The organism is Terrabacter sp. NPDC000476 (genome assembly GCF_040300125.1).
In the GTDB taxonomy this organism is placed as follows: domain Bacteria; phylum Actinomycetota; class Actinomycetes; order Actinomycetales; family Dermatophilaceae; genus Terrabacter.
Genome location: NZ_JBEPDF010000004.1, coordinates 348,958 through 369,010 on the forward strand (window position 1 = coordinate 348,958; position 20,053 = coordinate 369,010).

Annotated in this window: 17 protein-coding genes; 16 read left to right on the forward strand and 1 reads right to left on the reverse strand. The window is 73.6% G+C overall.

Annotated features, from left to right (window positions below; all coding sequences use genetic code 11):
* Window positions 1-4: 4 nt before the first annotated feature.
* Complete coding sequence (locus tag ABT295_RS20475; protein ID WP_352396247.1) at window positions 5-1,003, reverse strand: AAA family ATPase; 999 nt, start codon at window positions 1,001-1,003, stop codon at window positions 5-7.
* A 452-nt stretch (window positions 1,004-1,455) separates the two neighbouring features.
* On the opposite strand from ABT295_RS20475, the gene mraZ reads away from it, so the two are divergent.
* The 16 genes from mraZ (at window position 1,456) to ABT295_RS20555 (ending at window position 19,969) form a co-directional block, all read left to right on the forward strand.
* Window positions 1,456-1,887 carry a division/cell wall cluster transcriptional repressor MraZ gene (gene mraZ / locus ABT295_RS20480; RefSeq protein ID WP_345508557.1) on the forward strand — a complete coding sequence of 144 codons (432 nt, stop codon included), beginning with the start codon at window positions 1,456-1,458 and terminating at the stop codon, window positions 1,885-1,887.
* Between the two features lie 174 nt (window positions 1,888-2,061).
* Entirely contained in the window at window positions 2,062-3,069 is a 1,008-nt protein-coding gene (gene rsmH, locus ABT295_RS20485) for a 16S rRNA (cytosine(1402)-N(4))-methyltransferase RsmH (protein ID WP_352396248.1), read from the forward strand.
* On the forward strand, window positions 3,066-3,653 hold the full coding sequence (ftsL, locus tag ABT295_RS20490) for a cell division protein FtsL (protein ID WP_352396249.1): 588 nt from the start codon (window positions 3,066-3,068) through the stop codon (window positions 3,651-3,653). The genes rsmH and ftsL overlap by 4 nt, the downstream gene beginning before the upstream one ends.
* 4 nt (window positions 3,654-3,657) lie before the next feature.
* Complete coding sequence (locus tag ABT295_RS20495) at window positions 3,658-5,919, forward strand: peptidoglycan D,D-transpeptidase FtsI family protein (RefSeq protein ID WP_352396250.1); 2,262 nt, start codon at window positions 3,658-3,660, stop codon at window positions 5,917-5,919.
* A 47-nt stretch (window positions 5,920-5,966) separates the two neighbouring features.
* The gene (locus ABT295_RS20500) at window positions 5,967-7,565 is read left to right on the forward strand and encodes a UDP-N-acetylmuramoyl-L-alanyl-D-glutamate--2,6-diaminopimelate ligase (protein WP_352396251.1); all 1,599 of its coding nucleotides are present in this window, start codon (window positions 5,967-5,969) and stop codon (window positions 7,563-7,565) included.
* Window positions 7,562-9,001, forward strand: a complete 1,440-nt coding sequence (locus ABT295_RS20505) for a UDP-N-acetylmuramoyl-tripeptide--D-alanyl-D-alanine ligase (RefSeq protein WP_352396252.1) — start codon at window positions 7,562-7,564, stop codon at window positions 8,999-9,001. Before ABT295_RS20500 ends, ABT295_RS20505 begins: the two co-directional genes overlap by 4 nt.
* On the forward strand, window positions 8,998-10,083 hold the full coding sequence (gene mraY, locus ABT295_RS20510; RefSeq protein WP_352396253.1) for a phospho-N-acetylmuramoyl-pentapeptide-transferase: 1,086 nt from the start codon (window positions 8,998-9,000) through the stop codon (window positions 10,081-10,083). The genes ABT295_RS20505 and mraY overlap by 4 nt, the downstream gene beginning before the upstream one ends.
* Window positions 10,080-11,570: a UDP-N-acetylmuramoyl-L-alanine--D-glutamate ligase gene (gene murD, locus ABT295_RS20515; RefSeq protein ID WP_352396254.1), complete on the forward strand. Its 1,491-nt coding sequence runs from the start codon at window positions 10,080-10,082 to the stop codon at window positions 11,568-11,570. Before mraY ends, murD begins: the two co-directional genes overlap by 4 nt.
* A 30-nt stretch (window positions 11,571-11,600) precedes the next feature.
* A complete protein-coding gene (gene ftsW / locus ABT295_RS20520; protein WP_352396255.1) occupies window positions 11,601-12,872 on the forward strand; it encodes a putative lipid II flippase FtsW in 1,272 nt (423 codons plus the stop codon).
* Window positions 12,869-13,984 (forward strand): undecaprenyldiphospho-muramoylpentapeptide beta-N-acetylglucosaminyltransferase, encoded by a 1,116-nt coding sequence (gene murG, locus ABT295_RS20525; protein ID WP_352396256.1) that lies wholly within the window; start codon window positions 12,869-12,871, stop codon window positions 13,982-13,984. The genes ftsW and murG overlap by 4 nt, the downstream gene beginning before the upstream one ends.
* Window positions 13,981-15,456: a UDP-N-acetylmuramate--L-alanine ligase gene (gene murC, locus ABT295_RS20530; protein WP_352396257.1), complete on the forward strand. Its 1,476-nt coding sequence runs from the start codon at window positions 13,981-13,983 to the stop codon at window positions 15,454-15,456. Before murG ends, murC begins: the two co-directional genes overlap by 4 nt.
* Window positions 15,453-16,229 (forward strand): cell division protein FtsQ/DivIB, encoded by a 777-nt coding sequence (locus ABT295_RS20535; RefSeq protein WP_352396258.1) that lies wholly within the window; start codon window positions 15,453-15,455, stop codon window positions 16,227-16,229. Before murC ends, ABT295_RS20535 begins: the two co-directional genes overlap by 4 nt.
* A 327-nt stretch (window positions 16,230-16,556) precedes the next feature.
* Window positions 16,557-17,840 (forward strand): cell division protein FtsZ, encoded by a 1,284-nt coding sequence (ftsZ, locus tag ABT295_RS20540; protein WP_352396259.1) that lies wholly within the window; start codon window positions 16,557-16,559, stop codon window positions 17,838-17,840.
* An 80-nt stretch (window positions 17,841-17,920) separates the two neighbouring features.
* Window positions 17,921-18,661 (forward strand): peptidoglycan editing factor PgeF, encoded by a 741-nt coding sequence (gene pgeF / locus ABT295_RS20545; protein WP_352396260.1) that lies wholly within the window; start codon window positions 17,921-17,923, stop codon window positions 18,659-18,661.
* An 89-nt stretch (window positions 18,662-18,750) separates the two neighbouring features.
* Window positions 18,751-19,446, forward strand: a complete 696-nt coding sequence (locus ABT295_RS20550) for a YggS family pyridoxal phosphate-dependent enzyme (protein WP_352396312.1) — start codon at window positions 18,751-18,753, stop codon at window positions 19,444-19,446.
* A gap of 40 nt (window positions 19,447-19,486) precedes the next feature.
* On the forward strand, window positions 19,487-19,969 hold the full coding sequence (locus tag ABT295_RS20555) for a cell division protein SepF (protein ID WP_352396261.1): 483 nt from the start codon (window positions 19,487-19,489) through the stop codon (window positions 19,967-19,969).
* The last annotated feature ends 84 nt before the right edge of the window (window positions 19,970-20,053 follow it).

A 20,053-nucleotide genomic window follows, 5' to 3' on the forward strand; every position in this document is an offset into this window, starting at 1 on the left:
TGCCTCAGCGGGCGGCGGACGGCACCGGCACCTGGCGGAGCAGGTCGGTGACGACGTCGGCGGTGGTGCGGCGGGCGAGCTGGGTCTCGCTCGAGGGCATGAGGCGGTGCGCGAGCACCGGTCCCGCGAGGGTCTGCACGTCGTCGGGGATCACGTGGTCGCGCCCCTCGAGGGCCGCGTGCGCGCGCGAGGCCCGCAGCAGGTGCAGGGCCGCGCGGGGCGACGCGCCGAGCCGCAGCGCGCTCGTCGAGCGGGTGCGCGTGACGAGGTCGACGATGTACTGCCGCACGGCCGGGCTCGAGTGCACCCGCGTGACGGCCTGCACGACGCGGTTGATGGTGTCGGCGTCCGTGACGGCGCCGAGGCCCTCGAGCGGCGAGACCGCGCCGTGCGTCGCGAGCAGGTCGAGCTCGGCCGCGGGGGAGGGGTAGCCCATCGAGATGCGCGCCATGAAGCGGTCGCGCTGCGCCTCGGGCAGCGGGTAGGTGCCCTCCATCTCGATGGGGTTCTGCGTGGCCATGACGATGAACGGCGCCTGGAGCGGGTAGGTCGTGCCGTCGACGGTGACCTGGTGCTCCTCCATCGACTCGAGCAGGGCCGACTGGGTCTTGGGCGAGGCGCGGTTGATCTCGTCGCCGACGACGACGTTGGCGAAGATCGCGCCGGGGCGGAACTCGAAGCGACGCGCGTCCTGGTTGAAGATGCCGACCCCCGTCACGTCGCTCGGCAGCAGGTCGGGGGTGAACTGGATGCGGCGCACGGTGGCGTCGATCGAGCGCGCGAGCGTCTTGGCGAGCATCGTCTTGCCGACGCCGGGGACGTCCTCGATGAGCAGGTGCCCACCGGCGAACAGGACGGTCACGGTCGTGCGCACGACGTCCGGCTTGCCCTCGATGACGCTCGTCATTGCCCCGACGAGGCGGTCCGCCACGCCGTGGATGAGATCGAGGTCGTCCGTGCCCGGTGCCGTCGTGGGCTCGAGACCGGTCTCCGTCGTCGTCACACTGTCCTCCGCAGGTCGTCCCCATGTCGTCGCGCAGCCTTGATCTGGGCGGGTCGCGCGACCCGTCAGGTGATCTTCTCCCAAAGAGCCGCCGTGCCGGTAGGCCCCCGACGGTCGTGACCGGATGGAGACCTCGGCGCCGCTGCCGATCGGGTCGCACCACTTTCCCCCACCGCAACGTCCGGGGAGCCGGATCGGTTCGCTGCGCGGGCCACGAACCCCGGGGCCCGTGCGTGGACCCGCCCCGCCGACGGATGCCGGGTGCCTCGTCCCCGGGCCGGAGGGCCGTAGGCCCTCCACTCCGCTCCACCCGTCCTGACCTGCGAAAACGATGAAAAAGTTCCGACAAAACGGGCGAAACAGCGTTGACGGTGGAGCAAAGTGGAGTACGGTGGTGCAACAAGGTAGGGAATGGCTGCACCCACGGGTCGACAAAGGGGAGGTGGCGGGCCATGTTTCTCGGCACGCACACGCCTCGGCTCGACGAGAAGGGGCGGCTCTTCCTGCCCGCCAAGTACCGCGAGCGCATGGCGGGCGGCCTCGTCGTCACCCGTGGCCAGGAGCGGAGCCTGTTCATCTACCCGATGGACGAGTTCGTCAAGGTCGCCGAGTCGATGCGCCAGGCACCGACGACGAGCCGGGCCGCGCGCGACTACATGCGCGTCTTCCTCTCCGGGGCCTCCGACGAGATCCCGGACAAGCAGGGCCGCTTCACCATCCCGGCGAACCTGCGCCAGTACGCCGGCCTCGACCGCGAGGTGACCGTCATCGGTGCCGGCTCGCGCCTCGAGGTCTGGGACAGCGCGGTCTGGAACGCCTATCTCGAGCAGACCGAGCAGAGCTTCGCCGACACGGCCGAGGAGGTCATCCCCGGCCTCTTCTGACCCACCTGGGCGCCGGCCTCCAGCCGCTCCGCTCCCGGAACGACTTCCCCCGTGCCGGGGGACGTGGCGGATGGGGACCAGCACCCAGGTGGACCAGCAGGACACGAACCACCAGCAGCACGAGCACCACCAGCAGTACGACCACCAGCAGAGCACGAGCGCGAAGGACGCACCATGACCGACCGGGGACCGGCGCAGGGGCGACACGTCCCCGTCATGCGCGACCGGATCCTCGAGCTGCTGACGCCGGCGCTGGAGAAGCCCGGTGCGGTCCACGTCGACGCGACGCTCGGCATGGGCGGGCACGCCGAGGGCGTGCTCGACCGCTTCCCCGGGTGCACGGTCGTCGGCATCGACCGCGACCGGGAGGCCCTCGCGCTCGCCGGCGAGCGGCTCGCCCGGTTCGGCGACCGGTTCCGCCCCGTGCACGCGGTCTACGACGAGATCCGCGACGTCGTGGCGGACCTGGGCCGCCCCGCCGTCGACGGCATCCTCTTCGACCTCGGGGTCAGCTCGCTGCAGCTCGACGAGGCCGACCGCGGCTTCGCCTACCGCGTCGACGCACCCCTCGACATGCGGATGGACCAGTCGACCGGGCAGACCGCGGCCGACGTGCTCAACACGTATGCCGCCGCCGACCTCACGCGCATCCTGCGGGAGTACGGCGAGGAGCGGTTCGCCCGCAAGATCGCGGCGGCCGTCGTGCGCGAGCGCGAGGTGGAGCCGTTCACCGACTCCGCCCGCCTCGTCGAGCTCCTGCGCCGGGCGATCCCGATGGCCTCGCAGCGCTCGGGCGGCCACCCGGCCAAGCGCACCTTCCAGGCGCTGCGCATCGAGGTCAACGACGAGCTCGCCGTGTGGCAGCGGGCCATCACCGAGGCGATCGACGTGCTCGCCGTGGGTGGTCGCCTCGCCGTCCTCTCGTACCACTCGCTCGAGGACCGCGCCGCCAAGCGCGCCTTCGCCGAGGGTGCGACCTCGAGCACCCCGCCCGGGCTGCCCGTCGAGCTGCCGGAGCACGCGGCATACCTGCGCCTCGTCACGCGCGGGGCCGAGGTGCCCCCCGACGACGAGGTGACCACGAACCCACGGGCCGCCTCGGCCCGGCTACGCGTCGCCGAACGCGTGCGCGACACGACCTCACACCCCGCCAGCAGGACCACGAAGGGACCCACCCGATGAGCCAGATGACTGCCACGGCAAGGCCGCTGCGCGCCCCTCGCCGGGTCCCGGCGCCGACGCCGCTGCGCGCCATCCCGACGAGCATCGCGCAGAGCGGCAACGGCGTGTTCGCCGCCACGTGCATCGCGCTGCTGACGGCCGGCCTCATCGCCCTCCTCCTGCTCAACACCGCGCTCGCCCAGGGCTCGCTCGCCGTGGGCGACCTCCAGCGCGAGTCGGTGCGCCTCAGCGACACCGCCGGCAACCTGCAGGAGCAGATCGACCGCGCCTCGGCGACCGGGGCGCTCGCCCGCAGCGCCACCGACCTCGGCATGGTGCGGATGAACGCGCGCGGCTACATCGACCTGTCCAAGGGCACGGTCACGGGCGACCCCGAGCCGGCCACGAAGGACAACGCGTTCCCGATCGTCACGAGCCCGGTGCCGCCGGCCGTGGCGGACGAGGCCAAGAAGGTGCTCTCCTCCGCCACGAAGGCCGCCGGGCAGGCCGCCACGCCGAAGGCGCCGGGTGCCACGGCCGGGGACGCCGCAGCGCCCACACTGGGCACGACGGGCGACGGTACGTCCCAGCAGACGACGAGGTGATTTCGTGACGCAGAACCGAGGCGCCGATCCAGGGCGGTCCGGTCGCGGCGCTGCGCCCACGAGAAGCCCCCGCCGCACGCCCGGAGGCGCTGCCACGGCGTCCGGCGTCCCCCAGCCCGGTGCGCCGAGGTCCGGTGCGCCGAGGTCCGGTGCGCCCCGGCAGGGCACGCCCAAGGCAGGCGGCACGGCGGCCCGTTCCTCCGGCGCGCCCCGCACCGGCGCGCCCCGCACCGGCGCGCCCCGCACCGGCGCGCCCCGCACCGGCACGCCCCGCACCGGTGGTCGCGGACCGGCCCCGGCCCGTGGTGCGGCCGCGCGCCCGTCCGTGCGCTCGTCGGCGCGCCCGTCGCGGCCCGCCCGCGCCACCGGACCCGGCGGTCCCCGCGGCCCGCGTGGTCCGTTCGGGCCCCGCGGCCCGCAGGGCCCGGCCCGGCCGCTGCGCCTGTCGCGCGCCAACCCGCGTCGCCGCGCGCGGGTCATCTTCGTCGCGATCCTCTTCGTCTTCACGATCTTCGCCGGCCAGCTGCTGCGCATCCAGGCGTTCGACGCCTCGGCCACGCAGGAGGCCGCCCTCAGCAAGCGAACGGTGCGCACGCAGACGCCGGCCATGCGCGGCCAGATCCTCGACATGAACGGGCAGGTGCTCGCCGACTCGGTCGAGCGCTTCACGATCGCCGCCGACCCGAAGATCATCCCGGAGTACACGGCCAAGGTCGACGGCGTGCGCCGCAAGGTGGGCGTGACGCGGGCCGCCGCCGACCTCGCGCCGCTGCTGGGCATGAGCAGCTCGGCGCTCACCAAGCTCTTCACGCGCTCCGGCACGCGCTACGTCGTGATCAAGAAGGAGGTCAACCCGGCCGTCTACCGCGAGATCCGGGCCCTCGGCGTGCCCGGCATCACGGGGGAGCGCACCGCGCGGCGGATCTACCCGACCTCGATGGCCCTCGGCCAGCTCGTCGGGTTCGTGCGCCCCGACGACCAGACCGGCGCGGGAGGCATCGAGCAGATGCTCGACAAGACGCTCGCCGGCACGCCCGGCGTCAGCGTCGCGCAGCGCGCCCGTGACGGCTACGTCATCCCGGGCTCCCAGCGCGAGGACAAGCCCGTCGTCAACGGCCGCGACGTCAAGCTGACCATCGACGCCGACCTGCAGTGGTACGCCCAGAACGCCCTCGCCAAGCAGGTCACCGCCGTCGGCGCCGAGTCGGGCACCGCCGTCGTCCTCGAGGTCGCCACCGGCAAGGTGCGAGCGGCCGCGAGCTACCCGACCTTCGACCCCAACGACCTCGCCGACGCGAAGTCCTCCGCCCTCGGCAACTACGCCTTCAACGACGCTTTCGAGCCCGGTTCGACGGGCAAGCTCATGACGATGGCCGCCGCGCTCGAGCAGGGTGTCATCACGCCCGACACGGGCGTCATCGTGCCGTCACGGCTGCCGCGGGCCGGCACGTCGTTCAAGGACAACGAGCCGCACGGCGTCGAGAACATGACGGCGACCGGCGTGCTCGCCAAGTCCTCGAACATGGGCACCATGCTCATCGGCGAGCGTGTGTCGCCGGCGATCATGGAGGCGTACTACCGCAAGTTCGGCATCGGCACGAAGACGCCCGTCGGCTTCCCCGGCGAGTCCGCGGGCCTGCTCGCGGGGGCCAAGGACTGGGTCTCGACCCGCCGATACACGATCCTCTTCGGGCAGGGGTACGCCGTCACGGCCATCCAGCAGGCCGGCGTCTTCCAGACGGTCGCCAACAAGGGCGTGCGGGTGCCGCCCTCGCTCATCGAGGGCACCGTCAACGAGAGCGGCACGCTCATCCCGACCGCCCCGACGACGCCGAGCCGCGTCATCAAGACCGACACGGCCGTCAAGCTCTCGCGGATGCTCGAGGAGGTGACGGGCGAGAACGGCACGGCCAGCGCCGCCCGCATCAAGGGCTACCGCGTGGCCGGCAAGACCGGCACCGCCGACCGCTACGACGAGAAGCTCGGCCGCTACAACGGCTTCACCGCCTCGTTCATCGGCTTCGCGCCGGCCGAGGCGCCGAAGTACGTCGTCGCCGTCTTCATCCAGAAGCCGAGCGCCGGCATGTTCGGTGGCGCGCTCGCCGGTCCCGTGTTCAACCAGGTCATGACCTACCTGCTCGAGCGCACGGGTGCGCCGCCCAGCACGAAGTCGACCCTGGACTACCACGTCTGGGCCGAGAAGCCCCTGTCGTCCGACGACCCCGCGGTGATCAGCAATGCGCGGGCGAAGCGGGATGGCCTGTAAGTTGGGATGACGTGTCACCTTCCCCCATTCGTCCCGCTCCGTCGGGCGTGCTCCTTCGCGACCTGACGACCCGGATCGGGGCCGGGACGCCCGTCGGCGGCCCCGACGTCGTCGTCACCGGCGTGACGCTCGACAGCCGCGCCGTGCTCCCCGGTGACCTGTATGCCGCCCTGCCCGGCTTCAACGCCCACGGCGCGCGCTTCGCCGACCAGGCGGTGGCGGCCGGGGCGGTGGCCGTGCTCACGGATGCGGACGGGCAGGCCCTGCTGGACGGCACCGGGCCGTCCGGACCGACCTCGCCCTCCGTGCCTTCCGGGGCGTCCGAGGTGCCCGTCGTCGTTGTGGACGACCCCCGCGCCGTGCTCGGCGCCGTCGCGGCCGAGGTCTACGGGCACCCCGCGGAGCACCTGACCACGGTCGGCATCACGGGCACGAACGGCAAGACGACGACCGCCTACCTCGTCGAGTCGGCCCTGCGCGCCCACGGCCGGCGCACCGGCCTCATCGGCACGGTCGAGACGCGAATCGGCGACGACACCGTCGAGTCGGAGCGCACGACGCCCGAGGCGACCGACCTGCACGCCCTGCTCGCCGTGATGCGCGAGCGCGGCGTCGACGCCTGCGTCATGGAGGTCTCGAGCCACGCGCTCGAGCTGCACCGCGTCGACGGGGTGGTCTACGACGTCGCGCTCTTCACCAACCTCAGCCAGGACCACCTCGACTTCCACGCCTCCATGGGCGACTACTTCGCCGCGAAGGCCTCGCTCTTCACCCCGGAGCGCTCGCGCGCGGCGGTCGTCTGCGTGGACGACGACTGGGGCCTGCGCCTGGCGGCCGAGGCCACCGTGCCGACGACGACGCTCGCGACCGGCCTCGCGGGAGGTGCTGCGGCGCCGACCGCCGACTGGGTCGTCGAGGACGCAGAGGACGCCGAGGCGGGCGCCTTCACGCTGCGCGAGCCCGCCACCGGCGCCGCCCTGACGCTCGTCTCGCACCTTCCCGGCCACTTCAACGTCGCCAACACGGCCCTCGCTGCCCTCGCCCTGCTGCGCTTCGGACTCGGCCCGCACGAGGTGGAGGCGGCCATGGCCGTGCCGCCGGCCGTGCCGGGTCGCATGGAGGTGGTGGCCCCGGGCGGGCCCGACGGACCGCGCTGCGTCGTCGACTTCGCGCACACCCCGGACGCCGTCGACGCCGCCCTCGCGGCGCTGCGCCCCTCGACGGCGGGCCGGCTCATCGCCGTGCTCGGCGCCGGCGGCGACCGCGACCGGGGCAAGCGGCCCGGCATGGGCGCGGCCGCCGCGCGGCGGGCCGACGTCGTCGTCGTGACGGACGACAACCCGCGCTCCGAGGACCCGGCCGCCATCCGCGCGGCCGTCGTCGCGGGTGCCCGCGAGGCCGTCGCGGCCGGGTCGGCCGTCGCCACCGAGATCATCGACGGGGGCGCGCGACCGAGCGCCATCGCCGAAGCCGTCGCCCTCGCCGTGCTCGGTGCGGGCGCTGGGAGCCCGGTCGACACCGTCGTGGTGCTCGGCAAGGGACACGAGAAGGGTCAGGAGATCCACGGAGTGAAGCATCCGTTCGACGACCGCGACGCCGTGCGCGCCGCCCTCGCAGCCGTCACCGGGGCCGGGGTGGCACCGTGATCGCCCTGACGCTGGCCCGGGTGGCCGAGCTGACCGGCGGGGAGGTGCACGGCGCCGACGCGCCCGAGGCGGTCGTCGTCGACGGCGTCGTCAGCACCGACTCGCGCGAGTGCGGGCCCGGCAGCCTCTACGTCGCCCGCGTCGGCGAGAGCGCCGACGGCCACGACTTCGCCGCCGCCGCGGCGGCCGCCGGTGCGGTGGCCGCCCTCACGTCGCGGGTCGTCGACGAGCTGCCGTGCGTCGTCGTCGACGACGTGCAGACCGCCTTCGGCCGGGTCGCGCGTGGCGTCGTCGACGAGGCGCCCGAGCTGCGCGTCGTCGGCATCACCGGCTCGTCGGGCAAGACGAGCGTCAAGGACCTCCTCGCCTCGGTGCTCTCCTCCGTGGCCGAGACGGTCGCCCCGGTCAACTCCCTCAACGGCGAGATCGGCGTGCCGCTCACCGTCTGCCGGGTCACGCCCACGACGCGCTTCCTCGTCGCGGAGATGGGGGCCCGCGGGATCGGCCACATCGACTACCTGACGCACATCGCCCCGCCCCAGGTCGCGATCGTGCTCAACGTCGGCACCGCGCACGTCGGCGAGTTCGGCTCCCGCGAGAACATCGCCCTCGCCAAGTCGGAGCTGCCGCGGGCAGTTCCGGCCGGGGGCCTGTCGATCCTCAACGCCGACGACCCCGTCGTGGCCGCGATGGCCGACGGCCTCGTCTCACGCGTGCAGCTCGTGGGCCTCGCGCCGGAGGCGGACGTGCGCGCCGAGGACGTGCGCCTCGACGCGCGTGGCCGGCCGGCATACACCCTCGTCTGCCCACAGGGGACGGCGCGGATCTCGTTGCGCCAGAGCGGGGCCCACCACGTCGGCAACTCGCTCGCCGTCGCGGCGGCCGCGCTGGAGCTCGGGCTCTCGCTCGACCAGGTCGTCGCCGGGCTCGGGGCCGCCGAGGCCGTGAGCCGCTGGCGGATGGAGATCACCGACCGTCCCGACGGCGTGGTCGTCGTCAACGACGCCTACAACGCCAACCCCGACTCGATGCGGGCCGCGCTCGACGCGGTGGCCGCGATGGAGGTCGCGGGGGAGCGCTGGGCCGTGCTCGGCGGCATGCTCGAGCTCGGGGCCGACAGCGACGCGGAGCACGCGGGCGTGGGGGCGTATGCCGTCCGCCTGGGCTTCGACCACGTCGTGGCCGTCGGCGAGGGCGCCCGCCCGCTCGCCGAGGCCGCCGCGGGCGCCGAGTGGGTGCCCGACACCGACGCGGCCCACGAGCTGCTCACGGCACGCCTGCACCGCGGTGACGTCGTGCTGCTCAAGTCGAGCCGCGACAGCGGGCTGCGCTGGCTCGGTGACCGGCTCGCCGACGCGTCCGGTGCGCCCGATGTGGCCGGTGCGCCCGATGCTCCGGATGCGGTCGGCGCCGACGGAGCGGTGGTGGCGCGGTGAAGGGCGTCCTGCTCGCGGCCTCGATCTCGCTGCTCATCTCGCTCTTCGGCACGCCGCTGTTCATCAAGTTCCTCGTCAAGCGCGGCTACGGCCAGTTCATCCGCGACGACGGCCCCACCTCGCACCACACGAAGCGCGGCACGCCGACGATGGGCGGCGCGGTCATCATCGCGGCGATGCTCGGGGCCTACTTCTTCTCCCACCTCTTCACGCTCAACCCGCCGACCGCGAGCGGGCTGCTCGTGCTCTTCCTGGCGGCCGGCCTCGGCTTCGTCGGCTTCCTCGACGACTTCATCAAGATCAGCAAGCAGCGCAGCCTCGGGCTGCGCTCGAAGCAGAAGCTGCTCGGCCAGGCGCTCGTCGGCATCGTCTTCGCGGGGCTCGCGCTGCAGTTCCCCAACGAGCAGTACCGCACGCCGGCCTCGCTGCTCGTCTCCTTCGTGCGCGACACGAACATCAGCCTGGCCCTCGGCGGCAGCACCGTCGTCGGCGTCATCCTCTTCGTCATCTTCGCCAACGTCATGATCGCCGGCGCCTCCAACGGGGTGAACCTCACCGACGGCCTCGACGGTCTGGCGACCGGTGTCTCGACGATGGTCTTCGGCGCCTACGTGCTCATCAGCATCTGGACGTACAACCAGAACTGCCAGACCAACCCGGGGATCAAGTGCTACGAGGTGCGCGACTCGCACGACCTCGCGCTCGTCGCGGCCGCCGGGATGGGGGCGTGCTTCGGCTTCCTCTGGTGGAACGCGACGCCCGCGAAGATCTTCATGGGCGACACCGGCTCGCTCGCCCTCGGCGGCGCCCTCGCCGGTCTCGCGATCACGACGCACACCGAGCTGCTGCTCGTCATCCTCGGTGGCATGTTCGTCCTCGAGACGCTCTCGGTCGTCGCGCAGGTCGCCTCGTTCAAGACCACCGGTAAACGGGTGCTGCGGATGGCACCGCTCCACCACCACTTCGAGATGGTGGGGTGGAACGAGGTGACCGTCGTGGTCCGCTTCTGGATCATCGCCGGGCTCTTCGTCGCCTTCGGACTCGGCGTGTTCTACGCCGAGTGGGTGGTGGGTTCGCAATGACCTGGGACCCCGCCTACGAGCCCCGCGAGGGGCTGACCCACCGCGACGCCGACTGGTCGGGCCTGTCGGTGCTCGTCGTCGGCCTCGGCGTCTCCGGCTTCGCCGCCGCCGACGCGCTCTCGGAGCGCGGTGCGCGCGTCGTCGCCGTGTCGCGCGACGCCACGCCGGCCATCACCGAGCGGGCCACGATCCTCGACATCCTCGGGGTCGACGTGCGTCTCGGTCCCGAGCACCTCGTCGAGCCGCCCGCGGGCACGCAGCTCGTCGTCACCTCGCCCGGCGTGCCCCCGCACGACCCGCTCATGCTCGCGGCGGCCACCGCCGGCATCCCGGTGTGGGGCGAGGTCGAGCTCGCGTGGCGCATGCGGGCCCGCGAGGGTGCGGCGCCGTGGCTCACGGTCACGGGCACGAACGGCAAGACGACGACCGTGCAGATGCTCGCGTCGATCCTGCAGCACGCCGGCCTGCGGGCCACCGCCGCCGGCAACATCGGCACCCCGCTGCTCGAGGCCGTGCTGCACCCGGAGACCTACGACGTGCTCGCCGTCGAGCTCTCGAGCTTCCAGCTGCACTGGCAGCGCTCGATCTCGGCCGTGGCGTCGGCGGTGCTCAACGTCGCGCCCGACCACATCGACTGGCACGGCAGCTACGCGGAGTACCTGCGCGCCAAGGGCAAGATCTACGAGAACACCCACCTCGCGTGCGTCTACAACGTCGGCGATCTCCAGACCGAGCAGCTCGTCATGGAGGCCGACGTCGTCGAGGGGTGCCGCGCGGTCGGCTTCACGACCGGCATCCCGGCGCCCTCGATGCTCGGCGTCGTCGAGGACGTGCTCTGCGACCGCGCCTTCATCGAGCAGCGGCAGCGGTCCGCCGCCGAGCTGTGCACCATCGCGGACCTGCGGGGCGACGCGCCCTCGGTGGCCCCGCACTACGTCGCGAACGCCCTCGCGGCCGCCGCCCTGGCACGCGCCTACGGCGTCGGCCCGATCGCCGTCCGCGACGGCCTGCGGGCCTTCCGCCCCGACCGGCACCGGGTGGCCGAGATCGCCACGGTGCGCGGCGTGCGCTTCGTCAACGACTCCAAGGCGACGAACCCGCACGCGGCGGCGGCCGCCATCCGCTCGTTCGACTCGGTCGTCTGGATCGCGGGCGGGCTGCTCAAGGGCGCCGACGTCGACGGGCTCGTCGAGGAGATGGCCTCGCGCCTGCGGGGCGTCGTGCTGCTCGGCGCCGACCGCGACCAGATCGCGCAGGCCCTTTCCCGACACGCCCCGGATGTCCCGGTCGTCGACCTCTCCGAGACCGACACTGGGGTCATGGACCGCGTCGTCCGGGAGGCGGCAGGCCTCGCCCAGCCGGGCGACGTCGTGCTCCTCGCGCCGGCGGCCGCGTCGATGGACATGTTCGAGGGCTACGGGGCCCGGGGCGACGCCTTCGAGGAGGCGGTCCGGCGGCACCAGGAGGCACACGGAGGCCTGGAGTGAGGGTTGGAGTGAGGCAGGAGTGAGGCAGGAGTGAGCACGACCACTGCTGGCGGGTCGGCGACCACCGCCACCGAGGGGCGGGCGCTGCCCGTCATCGGCAGGCTCGAGTCGCCGCTCACGACCTACTACCTCATCCTCGGCACGACCTGCACGCTCGTCGTCTTCGGGCTCGTCATGGTCTTCTCCGCCTCGAGCGTCGAGGCGCTCATCGCCGACGAGGCCTCCTACGCCGTGTTCGTGCGCCAGCTGGCCTTCGCCGTCGTCGGCGGGGCCGCGGCGCTCGTGGCGAGCCGGCTCGACGTGCGCTGGTGGAAGCGGCTCGCGTTCCCGACCATCGTCGTGTCGGTGCTGCTGCTCGCCGCCGTCATCCCGTTCGGCCGCAGCGTCAACGGCAACCGGAACTGGCTCGCCATCGGGCCGCTGCAGTTCCAGCCGGCGGAGTTCGCCAAGGTCGGCCTCGTGCTCGTCGGGGCGGTCATCTTCGCCAACAAGTCGGCCCACGTCGCCCACCTGCTGCACGTCGTGCTGCCCTACCTCGTGCCGATCAGCACCGTCGTGCTCGGTCTCATCCTCGCCGGCCACGACCTCGGCACCGCCATCGTCGTGCTCGTCATCGTGGCGGCCGTGCTGCTCGTCGCCGGTGCCCCCATGAAGATCTTCGCCATGGGCGGGGCGCTCGCCGCGGTCGGCGTGGCGCTCATGGTGACGGGCAGCAGCAACCGCACGAGCCGCATCTCGAACTGGCTCAACCCGGCGTGCAACGCCGACCCCGACGGCTGGTGCGGCCAGTCCGTGCACGGCCTCTACGCCCTCGCCGACGGCGGCTGGTGGGGCGTCGGCCTCGGCGCCTCGAAGGAGAAGTGGGAGTGGCTCTCCGAGGCCCACAACGACTTCATCTTCGCCATCATCGGCGAGGAGCTGGGCCTGCCCGGCACCCTCATGGTCCTGCTCCTCTTCGGCGTGCTCGCCTGGGCCTGCTTCCGCCTCGTCAGCCGCACCCAGGACCGCTTCGTCCGCATCGCGGGCGCCGGCATCATGGCGTGGCTGCTCGGCCAGGCCATCATCAACATCGGCGCGGTCATCGGGCTGTTCCCGGTCATCGGCGTGCCGCTCCCGCTCGTCTCCGCCGGCGGGTCCTCGCTCGTCACGACCCTCGTGGCCCTCGGCATCCTGCTGTCGTTCGCGCGCCACGAACCGGGCTGCAAGGCCCTGCTCGATGCGCGCCCGAGCATGATCCGTCGGTCGCTGGCCGTGCTGCCCTCCCGCGTCCGCTCCGCCCCGCACCCTCGCAGAAGCCGGTGATCGTCCTGTCCGCACCCACCTCCGTCCTGCTCGCCGGAGGAGGCAGTGCCGGCCACGTGTCGCCGCTCCTCTCCCTCGCCGACGCGCTGCGCCGTCGCCACCCCGACCTGCGGGTGACGGCCCTCGGCACGCAGGAGGGCCTCGAGGCGCGCCTCGTGCCCGCCCACGGCCTCGAGCTGCGCGTCGTCCCGAAGGTGCCGCTGCCGCGTCGCCCGAGCGCCGACCTGCTCCGCCTCCCGCGACGGCTCAAGGCGGCGGTCGACGCGGCCGGCGCCGCGATCGACGAGACGGGCGCGGACGTCGTCGTGGGCTTCGGCGGCTACGTCAGCACGCCGGCCTACCTCGCCGCCCGTCGACGCCGCGTGCCCGTCGTCATCCACGAGCAGAACGCCCGACCGGGCCTGGCCAACCGCCTCGGCGCCCGTTGGGCGCAGGCCGTCGCGACGACCTTCGCCAGCACCTCGCTGCGCGGCGCCCAGCGCGTCGGCATGCCGCTGCGGCGCGCCGTGGCCACCCTCGACCGCGCCGCGACGCGCCCCGAGGCGCTGACGCAGCTCGGTCTGCGCGACGGTCTGCCGACCGTGCTCGTGACCGGCGGCTCGCTCGGCGCCCAGCGGCTCAACGAGGCGTTCGCCGCCCGCGTGGCGCAGCTGAGCGGCGCCGGCATCCAGGTGCTGCACGTGACGGGCCTCGGCAAGGAGTTCGCCGACGAGGTGCCGCAGGGCGGCGCCCCCTACGTCGTCGTCCCGTACCTCGACCGCATGGAGCTCGCGTACGCCGCCGCCGACCTCGTCGTCGCCCGCGCCGGTGCCAACACGGTGTGCGAGCTGACGGCGGTCGGTCTGCCGGCCGTCTACGTCCCGCTGCCGATCGGCAACGGCGAGCAGCGGCTCAACGTGGCCGACGTCGTGGCCGCCGGGGGAGGGCTCGTCGTCGACGACGCCGCCCTGACGCCGGAGTGGGTCGACGCCGAGCTGGTGCGGCTCGCGACCGACGCGCCGAGGCTCGCCGCGATGGCCGCCGCCGCCCGGGCCCTCGGAGAGCCCGCGGCCGACGAGCTGCTCGCCGACCTCGTCGACGCGGCCGCCGCGCACGGGCGGGGACGCTCGTGACCGGGCACGACCGCACCCCGACCGTGGAGCACCCCTTCGCCGCGGCCCGCTTCGACTTCACGGCACCGGTGCCCGACGTCGCCGACCTCGGCCGGGTGCACTTCCTCGCCATCGGCGGCGCGGGCATGTCGGGCGTGGCCCGCATCATGCTCGCGCGTGGCATCCGCGTCACCGGTAGCGACGCCAAGGACGTGCCCGTCCTCAAGGCGCTCGAGAGCGAGGGGGCCGGCGTCTGGGTGGGCTTCCACGAGGGGCACCAGGAGCGCGCCGACGCCGTCGTCATGAGCAGCTCGATCCGTGACGACAACGTCGAGCTCGTCGCAGCCCGCAGGCGCGGCGTCCCGGTGCTGCACCGGGCGCAGGGGCTGGCCGCGCTGATGCAGGGCCGACGGCCCGTGGCCGTGGCCGGCGCGAACGGCAAGACGACGACGACCTCGATGCTCACCGTGGCGCTGCAGGGCTGTGGCCTCGACCCCTCGTTCGCGGTGGGCGGGGAGCTGGCCAAGCACGGCACGAACGCCCACGACGGCGCCGACGAGATCTTCGTCGTCGAGGCCGACGAGAGCGACGGCTCGTTCGTCGTCTACGCCCCCGAGGTCGCGATCGTGACGAACGTGCAGCCCGACCACCTCGACTTCTACTCGAGCTTCAAGGTTGTGGAGGCGGCGTACGACGCCTTCGTGCGCACGATCCGGCCGGACGGGCTGCTCGTCACGTGCGCCGACGACGCCGGCGCCGTCGGCCTCGCCGAGCGGGCGCGGGCCGCCGGTCGGACGGTCCTGACCTACGGCTTCGACCCCGGCGCCGACGTCGTGCTGAGCGACCACCAGCAGGACGGCGTCACCGCGTCGGTCGGGCTGGTGGACGGCGGGCGCACGCACCGGATGGTGCTGGGCGTGCCCGGTCGGCACAACGCCCTCAACGCGGCCGCCGCGTACGTGGCCGCCGTGCACGGGCTGGGCCAGGCCCCCGAGGGGGTGCTGGCCGGCCTCGCGTCCTTCACCGGCACGCGCCGGCGCTTCGAGCCCAAGGGGGAGGCCGGGGGCGTCGTCGTCGTCGACGACTACGCCCACAACGCGGGCAAGGTGGCGGCCGTCGTCGGCACGGCGAAGGACCTCGTCGGCGCCACCGGGCGGCTCGTCGTCGTCTTCCAGCCGCACCTCTACAGCCGCACCCGCGACTTCGCCACCGAGCTGGGCGCTGGGCTCTCGCCCGCCGACGTCGTGGTCGTCATGGACGTCTACGCCGCCCGCGAGGACCCCGAGCCCGGGGTCTCCGGGCGCCTCGTCGCCGACGCCGTGCTCGCCGCCCGACCCGAGGTCGACGTGCGCTACGTCCCCTCGTGGTCGGAGGTCGCCCCCGTCGTGGCCGGGCTCGCCCGCCCCGGCGACCTCGTCCTCACGGTCGGCGCCGGTGACGTGACCATGATCGGCCCCGAGGTCCTGCGCCTGCTCGGGGGTGGGGCCGCGTGACGATCGACCGCGGCACGACCCGGCGCCGCGTGGCCGGCACCGGGCTCGCCTCCTCGCGCGCGCGCTTCGAGCGCCGGGCGGCGGCGGTGCGCCGTCGCTCACGGCTGCTCGCCTGGGTGCTCGTCGGCGTCCTGCTGCTCGCCGGCCTGCTGGCCTGGCTGGGCTGGTTCAGCAGCGTGCTGACCGTCAGCGTCGTCGAGGTGCGTGGGGTGCCGGCGGCGTCGGTGGCCCAGGTGCGCTCGGTCGCCCAGGTGCCGCTCGGCGGTCCGCTGCTGCGGGTGGACACCGAGGAGGTGCTGGCCCGCCTCGTGGCCGACAAGGCGTGGCACTCGGTCACCGTGACCCGCAGCCTGCCCGACACCGTCGTCATCGAGCTGACGCCACGGGTGGCCGTCCTCGCGGTGCGAAACCCTCGAGGTCAGGTTGACGTCGTGGATCGGGACGGCTTCGCGTTCCGCACCGTCGCGGCCGCCCCGGCCGGCGTGCCCCTCGTCAGCTCGGGGGCCGGGCAGGTCACCGGTGCCGGGGTCGCGGCCGCGCTGTCGGCCCTCGGATCGCTCGAGCCGGCGTTGCGCGACGACGTCGCCGACGTGTCGGTGTCGACGGCCGACCAGGTCTCCTTCACCGTCAGGGCGAAGGGGGACAAGCGCAAGACCGTCGTCTGGGGCGGTGCGGGGGACGGTCCGCGCAAGGCCGACCTCGTCCGCCTGCTGCTGTCCGAGCCCGGCTCGACGATCGACGTCAGCGTGCCCACCTCGCCGGTCACCCGCTGACGCGTCACGGTGAGGTCCCGCGGCATGGGACAGTGGTGCGGGCGCGCGTGGCCGGTGGTGCAGGAGAGGCTGCTGGGGCGTGCTCCCGCGAAATCGCTCGACCGGGGTGGCGACACGCCGCGTCTTGGGTTGATCGCCCCTGCGCCACGTCATACCGTCGGGGCACCGGTTCGTGACCAAACTGTAACCTTTATGTGGACGTTTAAGGTTGAGGCTTTCGGTCGCGGCGCGAACCGCCCTCCCGGCCACCGGCCGGAACCCACCAGCCCGCTCGTCCCCGCCGAACCTCGGCAGCACCGGCACCACCAGTCAGGAAGGCCCACACTCGTGGCAGCAGCACCGCAGAACTACTTGGCCGTCATCAAGGTCGTCGGCATCGGCGGCGGCGGCGTGAATGCCATCAACCGCATGATCGAGGTCGGCCTCAAGGGCGTCGAGTTCATCGCCATCAACACCGACGCCCAGGCGCTGCTCATGAGCGACGCGGACGTCAAGCTCGACGTCGGCCGCGAGCTGACGCGCGGGCTCGGCGCGGGCGCCGACCCCGAGGTCGGCAAGAAGGCGGCGGAGGACCACGCCGAGGAGATCGAGGAGGTCCTCAAGGGGGCCGACATGGTCTTCGTCACGGCCGGCGAGGGCGGCGGCACCGGCACGGGCGGCGCGCCCGTCGTCGCGCGCATCGCCCGCCAGCTCGGCGCCCTGACCATCGGCGTCGTGACGCGGCCCTTCACCTTCGAGGGTCGGCGCCGCGCCAACCAGGCCGAGTCGGGCATCGGCAGCCTCCGCGAGGAGGTCGACACCCTGATCGTCATCCCGAACGACCGGCTGCTCTCGATCAGCGACCGCAACGTCTCGATGATGGACGCGTTCCGCTCGGCCGACCAGGTGCTCCTCTCGGGCGTGCAGGGCATCACCGACCTCATCACGACGCCCGGCCTCATCAACCTCGACTTCGCCGACGTCAAGTCGGTCATGCAGGGTGCCGGCTCGGCCCTGATGGGCATCGGCTCGGCCCGCGGCGAGGACCGCGCGGTGCAGGCCGCCGAGCTCGCCATCAGCAGCCCGCTGCTCGAAGCCTCGATCGACGGAGCGCACGGCGTGCTGCTCTCGGTGCAGGGCGGCTCGGACCTCGGCCTCTTCGAGATCAACGAGGCCGCGCGCCTCGTGCAGGAGGCCGCGCACCCCGAGGCGAACATCATCTTCGGTGCGGTCATCGACGACGCCCTCGGCGACGAGGTGCGCGTCACCGTCATCGCCGCCGGCTTCGACGGGGGCGGCCCGAGCCAGCGCCACGACGACCGCGGTCTCGGCACCGTCAGCGGCAGGGCGCAGCAGGCGCAGCAGGCGCAGCAGCGCCCGGCCGCTCCGGCCCAGCAGCAGGCCCCGCAGCAGGCCCAGCAGCAGTCGAACGGCCACGCCCAGCAGCAGGCCCCGGCCGGTCAGCAGGTGCCGCAGCAGCTGCCGACGCAGCAGCCGGCGCAGCAGCAGGCCCAGGCGGCCCAGCCGCAGCAGCAGGGCCAGCAGCCGCAGCAGCCCCCGGCCGCTCAACCGCCGCGCCAGGTGACCTTCGACGAGGGCGACGACCTCGACGTCCCCGACTTCCTCAAGTAGGAGACACGCACGCGCCGCCCCTGCCCACCCGGGCAGGGGCGGCGCGTGCGTCCGGGACCGTTCGCCGTAGATTGTGGGTCGTGTTCTACTGGCGCTCCACCTCCCCGGCGGGCCCGTCACCCGTCGAGCTCGGCTTCACCGGACGGTCCGCCGCCCTCGGTCGCGGGCCGTATGCCGGCCTCAACCTCGGCGGTCACGTCGGCGACGACGCCGGTGCCGTCGAGGGCAACCGCAAGGCGCTGGCGGGTGAGCTCGGCGTGACCCGCGAGCGACTGCTCTTCATGGACCAGGAGCACGGTGCGGAGGTCGTCGAGGTGACCGGCCCCTGGGCCGGGGAGCCGCCGGCGGCGGATGCGATCGTCACGCGCCGGCCGGGCCTGGCCCTCGCGGTGCTCGTGGCCGACTGCGTCCCGGTGCTGCTGCACGACCGCGACGCCGGCGTGGTCGGCGCGGTGCACGCGGGCCGGCCGGGCCTGCTGGCGGGCGTCGTGCCCGCCGCCGTCGCCGCGATGCGCGAGCTCGGGGCGCGGACCGTGTCCGCCACGGTCGGGCCGTCGGTGTGCGGCCGGTGCTACGAGGTGCCGGCCGCCATGAGCGCCGCAGCCGGCGCCGTCGCGCCCGCCGCGGCCGCCCGCTCCTGGACCGGCACGCCCGCCATCGACGTCGCGGCCGGTGTCGTCGAGCAGCTCGTGGCCGCCGGCGCCGGCATCGAGTGGGTGGCGGGCTGCACCCGCGAGAGCGACGACCTCTACTCCTACCGCCGCGACGGCCGCACGGGCCGCTTCGCCGGCGTCGTCGTGCGCCGGGAGGTGGCAGCGTGACCGGCCCCCGGAACGACCGTGCGGACGACCGTGCGGACGACCGTGCGGACGAGCGCGCGGACGAGCGCGGGGGAGACCGGGCGGAGCAGCTGCGGGCCGCGTTGTCGGCCGTGCGCGACCGCATCGCGCGGGGCTGCGAGCTGGCCGGTCGCGACCCCGGCGAGGTCACCCTCGTCGTCGTCACGAAGTACTTCCCGGCCGCCGACGTGCTGGCGCTCCACGAGCTCGGCGTGCGCGACTTCGGCGAGAACCGCGACCAGGAGGCGGGGGAGAAGTTCGCCGAGGTGCGCCGGGCGCTCGGCGGGACCGGGGCAGACGCGCTGACCCTCCACTTCATCGGCCAGCTGCAGACGAACAAGGCGTCCCACGTCGCTGCCTACGCCGACGTCGTGCAGTCGGTCGACCGGGTCAAGCTCGTGCGGGCCCTCGACAAGGGTGCGCACCAGGCCGACCGGCGCCTCGAGGTGCTGCTGCAGGTCAGCCTCGACGGCGACACCTCGCGCGGCGGGGTGACGGCCGAGCAGGTGGACGACCTCGCCGACGCCGTGGCCGGCGCGCGGCTGCTCACCCTCCGGGGCGTCATGGCCGTGGCACCGCTCGGCGCCGACCCCGACGCGGCCTTCGCGCGGCTGCGGGAGGTCGCCGACGGCATACGGGCTCGGCACCCCGGCGCGGGCTGGGTGTCGGCCGGCATGAGCGGCGACCTCGAGGCCGCGCTGCGCCACGGGGCGACACACCTGCGTGTCGGCACGGCAATCCTCGGCTCCCGCCCGTCCCTTCTGTAACGTCGCTCGCGAACACAATCAACACGTTTGGGAGTTGGCCATGGCAGGGGCACTGCGCAAGACGATGGTGTACCTCGGACTGAGCGAGGAGGACCAGCGTCATGACCGTTACGACGACTACGACGCCTACGACGAGTCCGAGCGCTTCGACGACGAGTCCGGGCACACCGCTGCCGTGACCCCGCTGCCCACCAAGCGGCCCGTCGCCGCCGTCGTGCGCGACATCGAGGTCGGCTCGCTCAACCGGATCACGACGATCCACCCGCGGACGTACAACGAGGCCAAGAACATCGGCGAGTGGTTCCGCGACCAGGTGCCGGTCATCATGAACCTCAGCGACATGGACGACGCCGACGCCAAGCGTCTCGTCGACTTCGCCGCAGGCCTCGTGTTCGGCCTGCACGGCACGATCGAGCGCGTCACCTCCAAGGTGTTCCTGCTCTCGCCGGCCCACGTGGAGATCTCCGCCGACGAGCCCGAGGCCCCGGCCGCGGCCGCCCGCGGCTTCTTCAACCAGAGCTGACCACCGAGGGCCCGGTCGCCGGGCTCCTCGACCGCACGCACGGCGCGGGGTCACGGTCGAGCCTCGATCGTGACCCCGGTTCCC

What these genes read in the sequence shown, in the direction of transcription:
- ftsL (WP_352396249.1), top strand. Translation starts at nt 3,066, where the DNA reads ATGAGCCAGATGACTGCCACGGCAAGGCCGCTGCGCGCCCCTCGCCGG.
- mraZ (WP_345508557.1), top strand. Translation starts at nt 1,456, where the DNA reads ATGTTTCTCGGCACGCACACGCCTCGGCTCGACGAGAAGGGGCGGCTC.
- ABT295_RS20555 (WP_352396261.1), top strand. Translation starts at nt 19,487, where the DNA reads ATGGCAGGGGCACTGCGCAAGACGATGGTGTACCTCGGACTGAGCGAG.
- rsmH (WP_352396248.1), top strand. Translation starts at nt 2,062, where the DNA reads ATGACCGACCGGGGACCGGCGCAGGGGCGACACGTCCCCGTCATGCGC.
- murD (WP_352396254.1), top strand. Translation starts at nt 10,080, where the DNA reads ATGACCTGGGACCCCGCCTACGAGCCCCGCGAGGGGCTGACCCACCGC.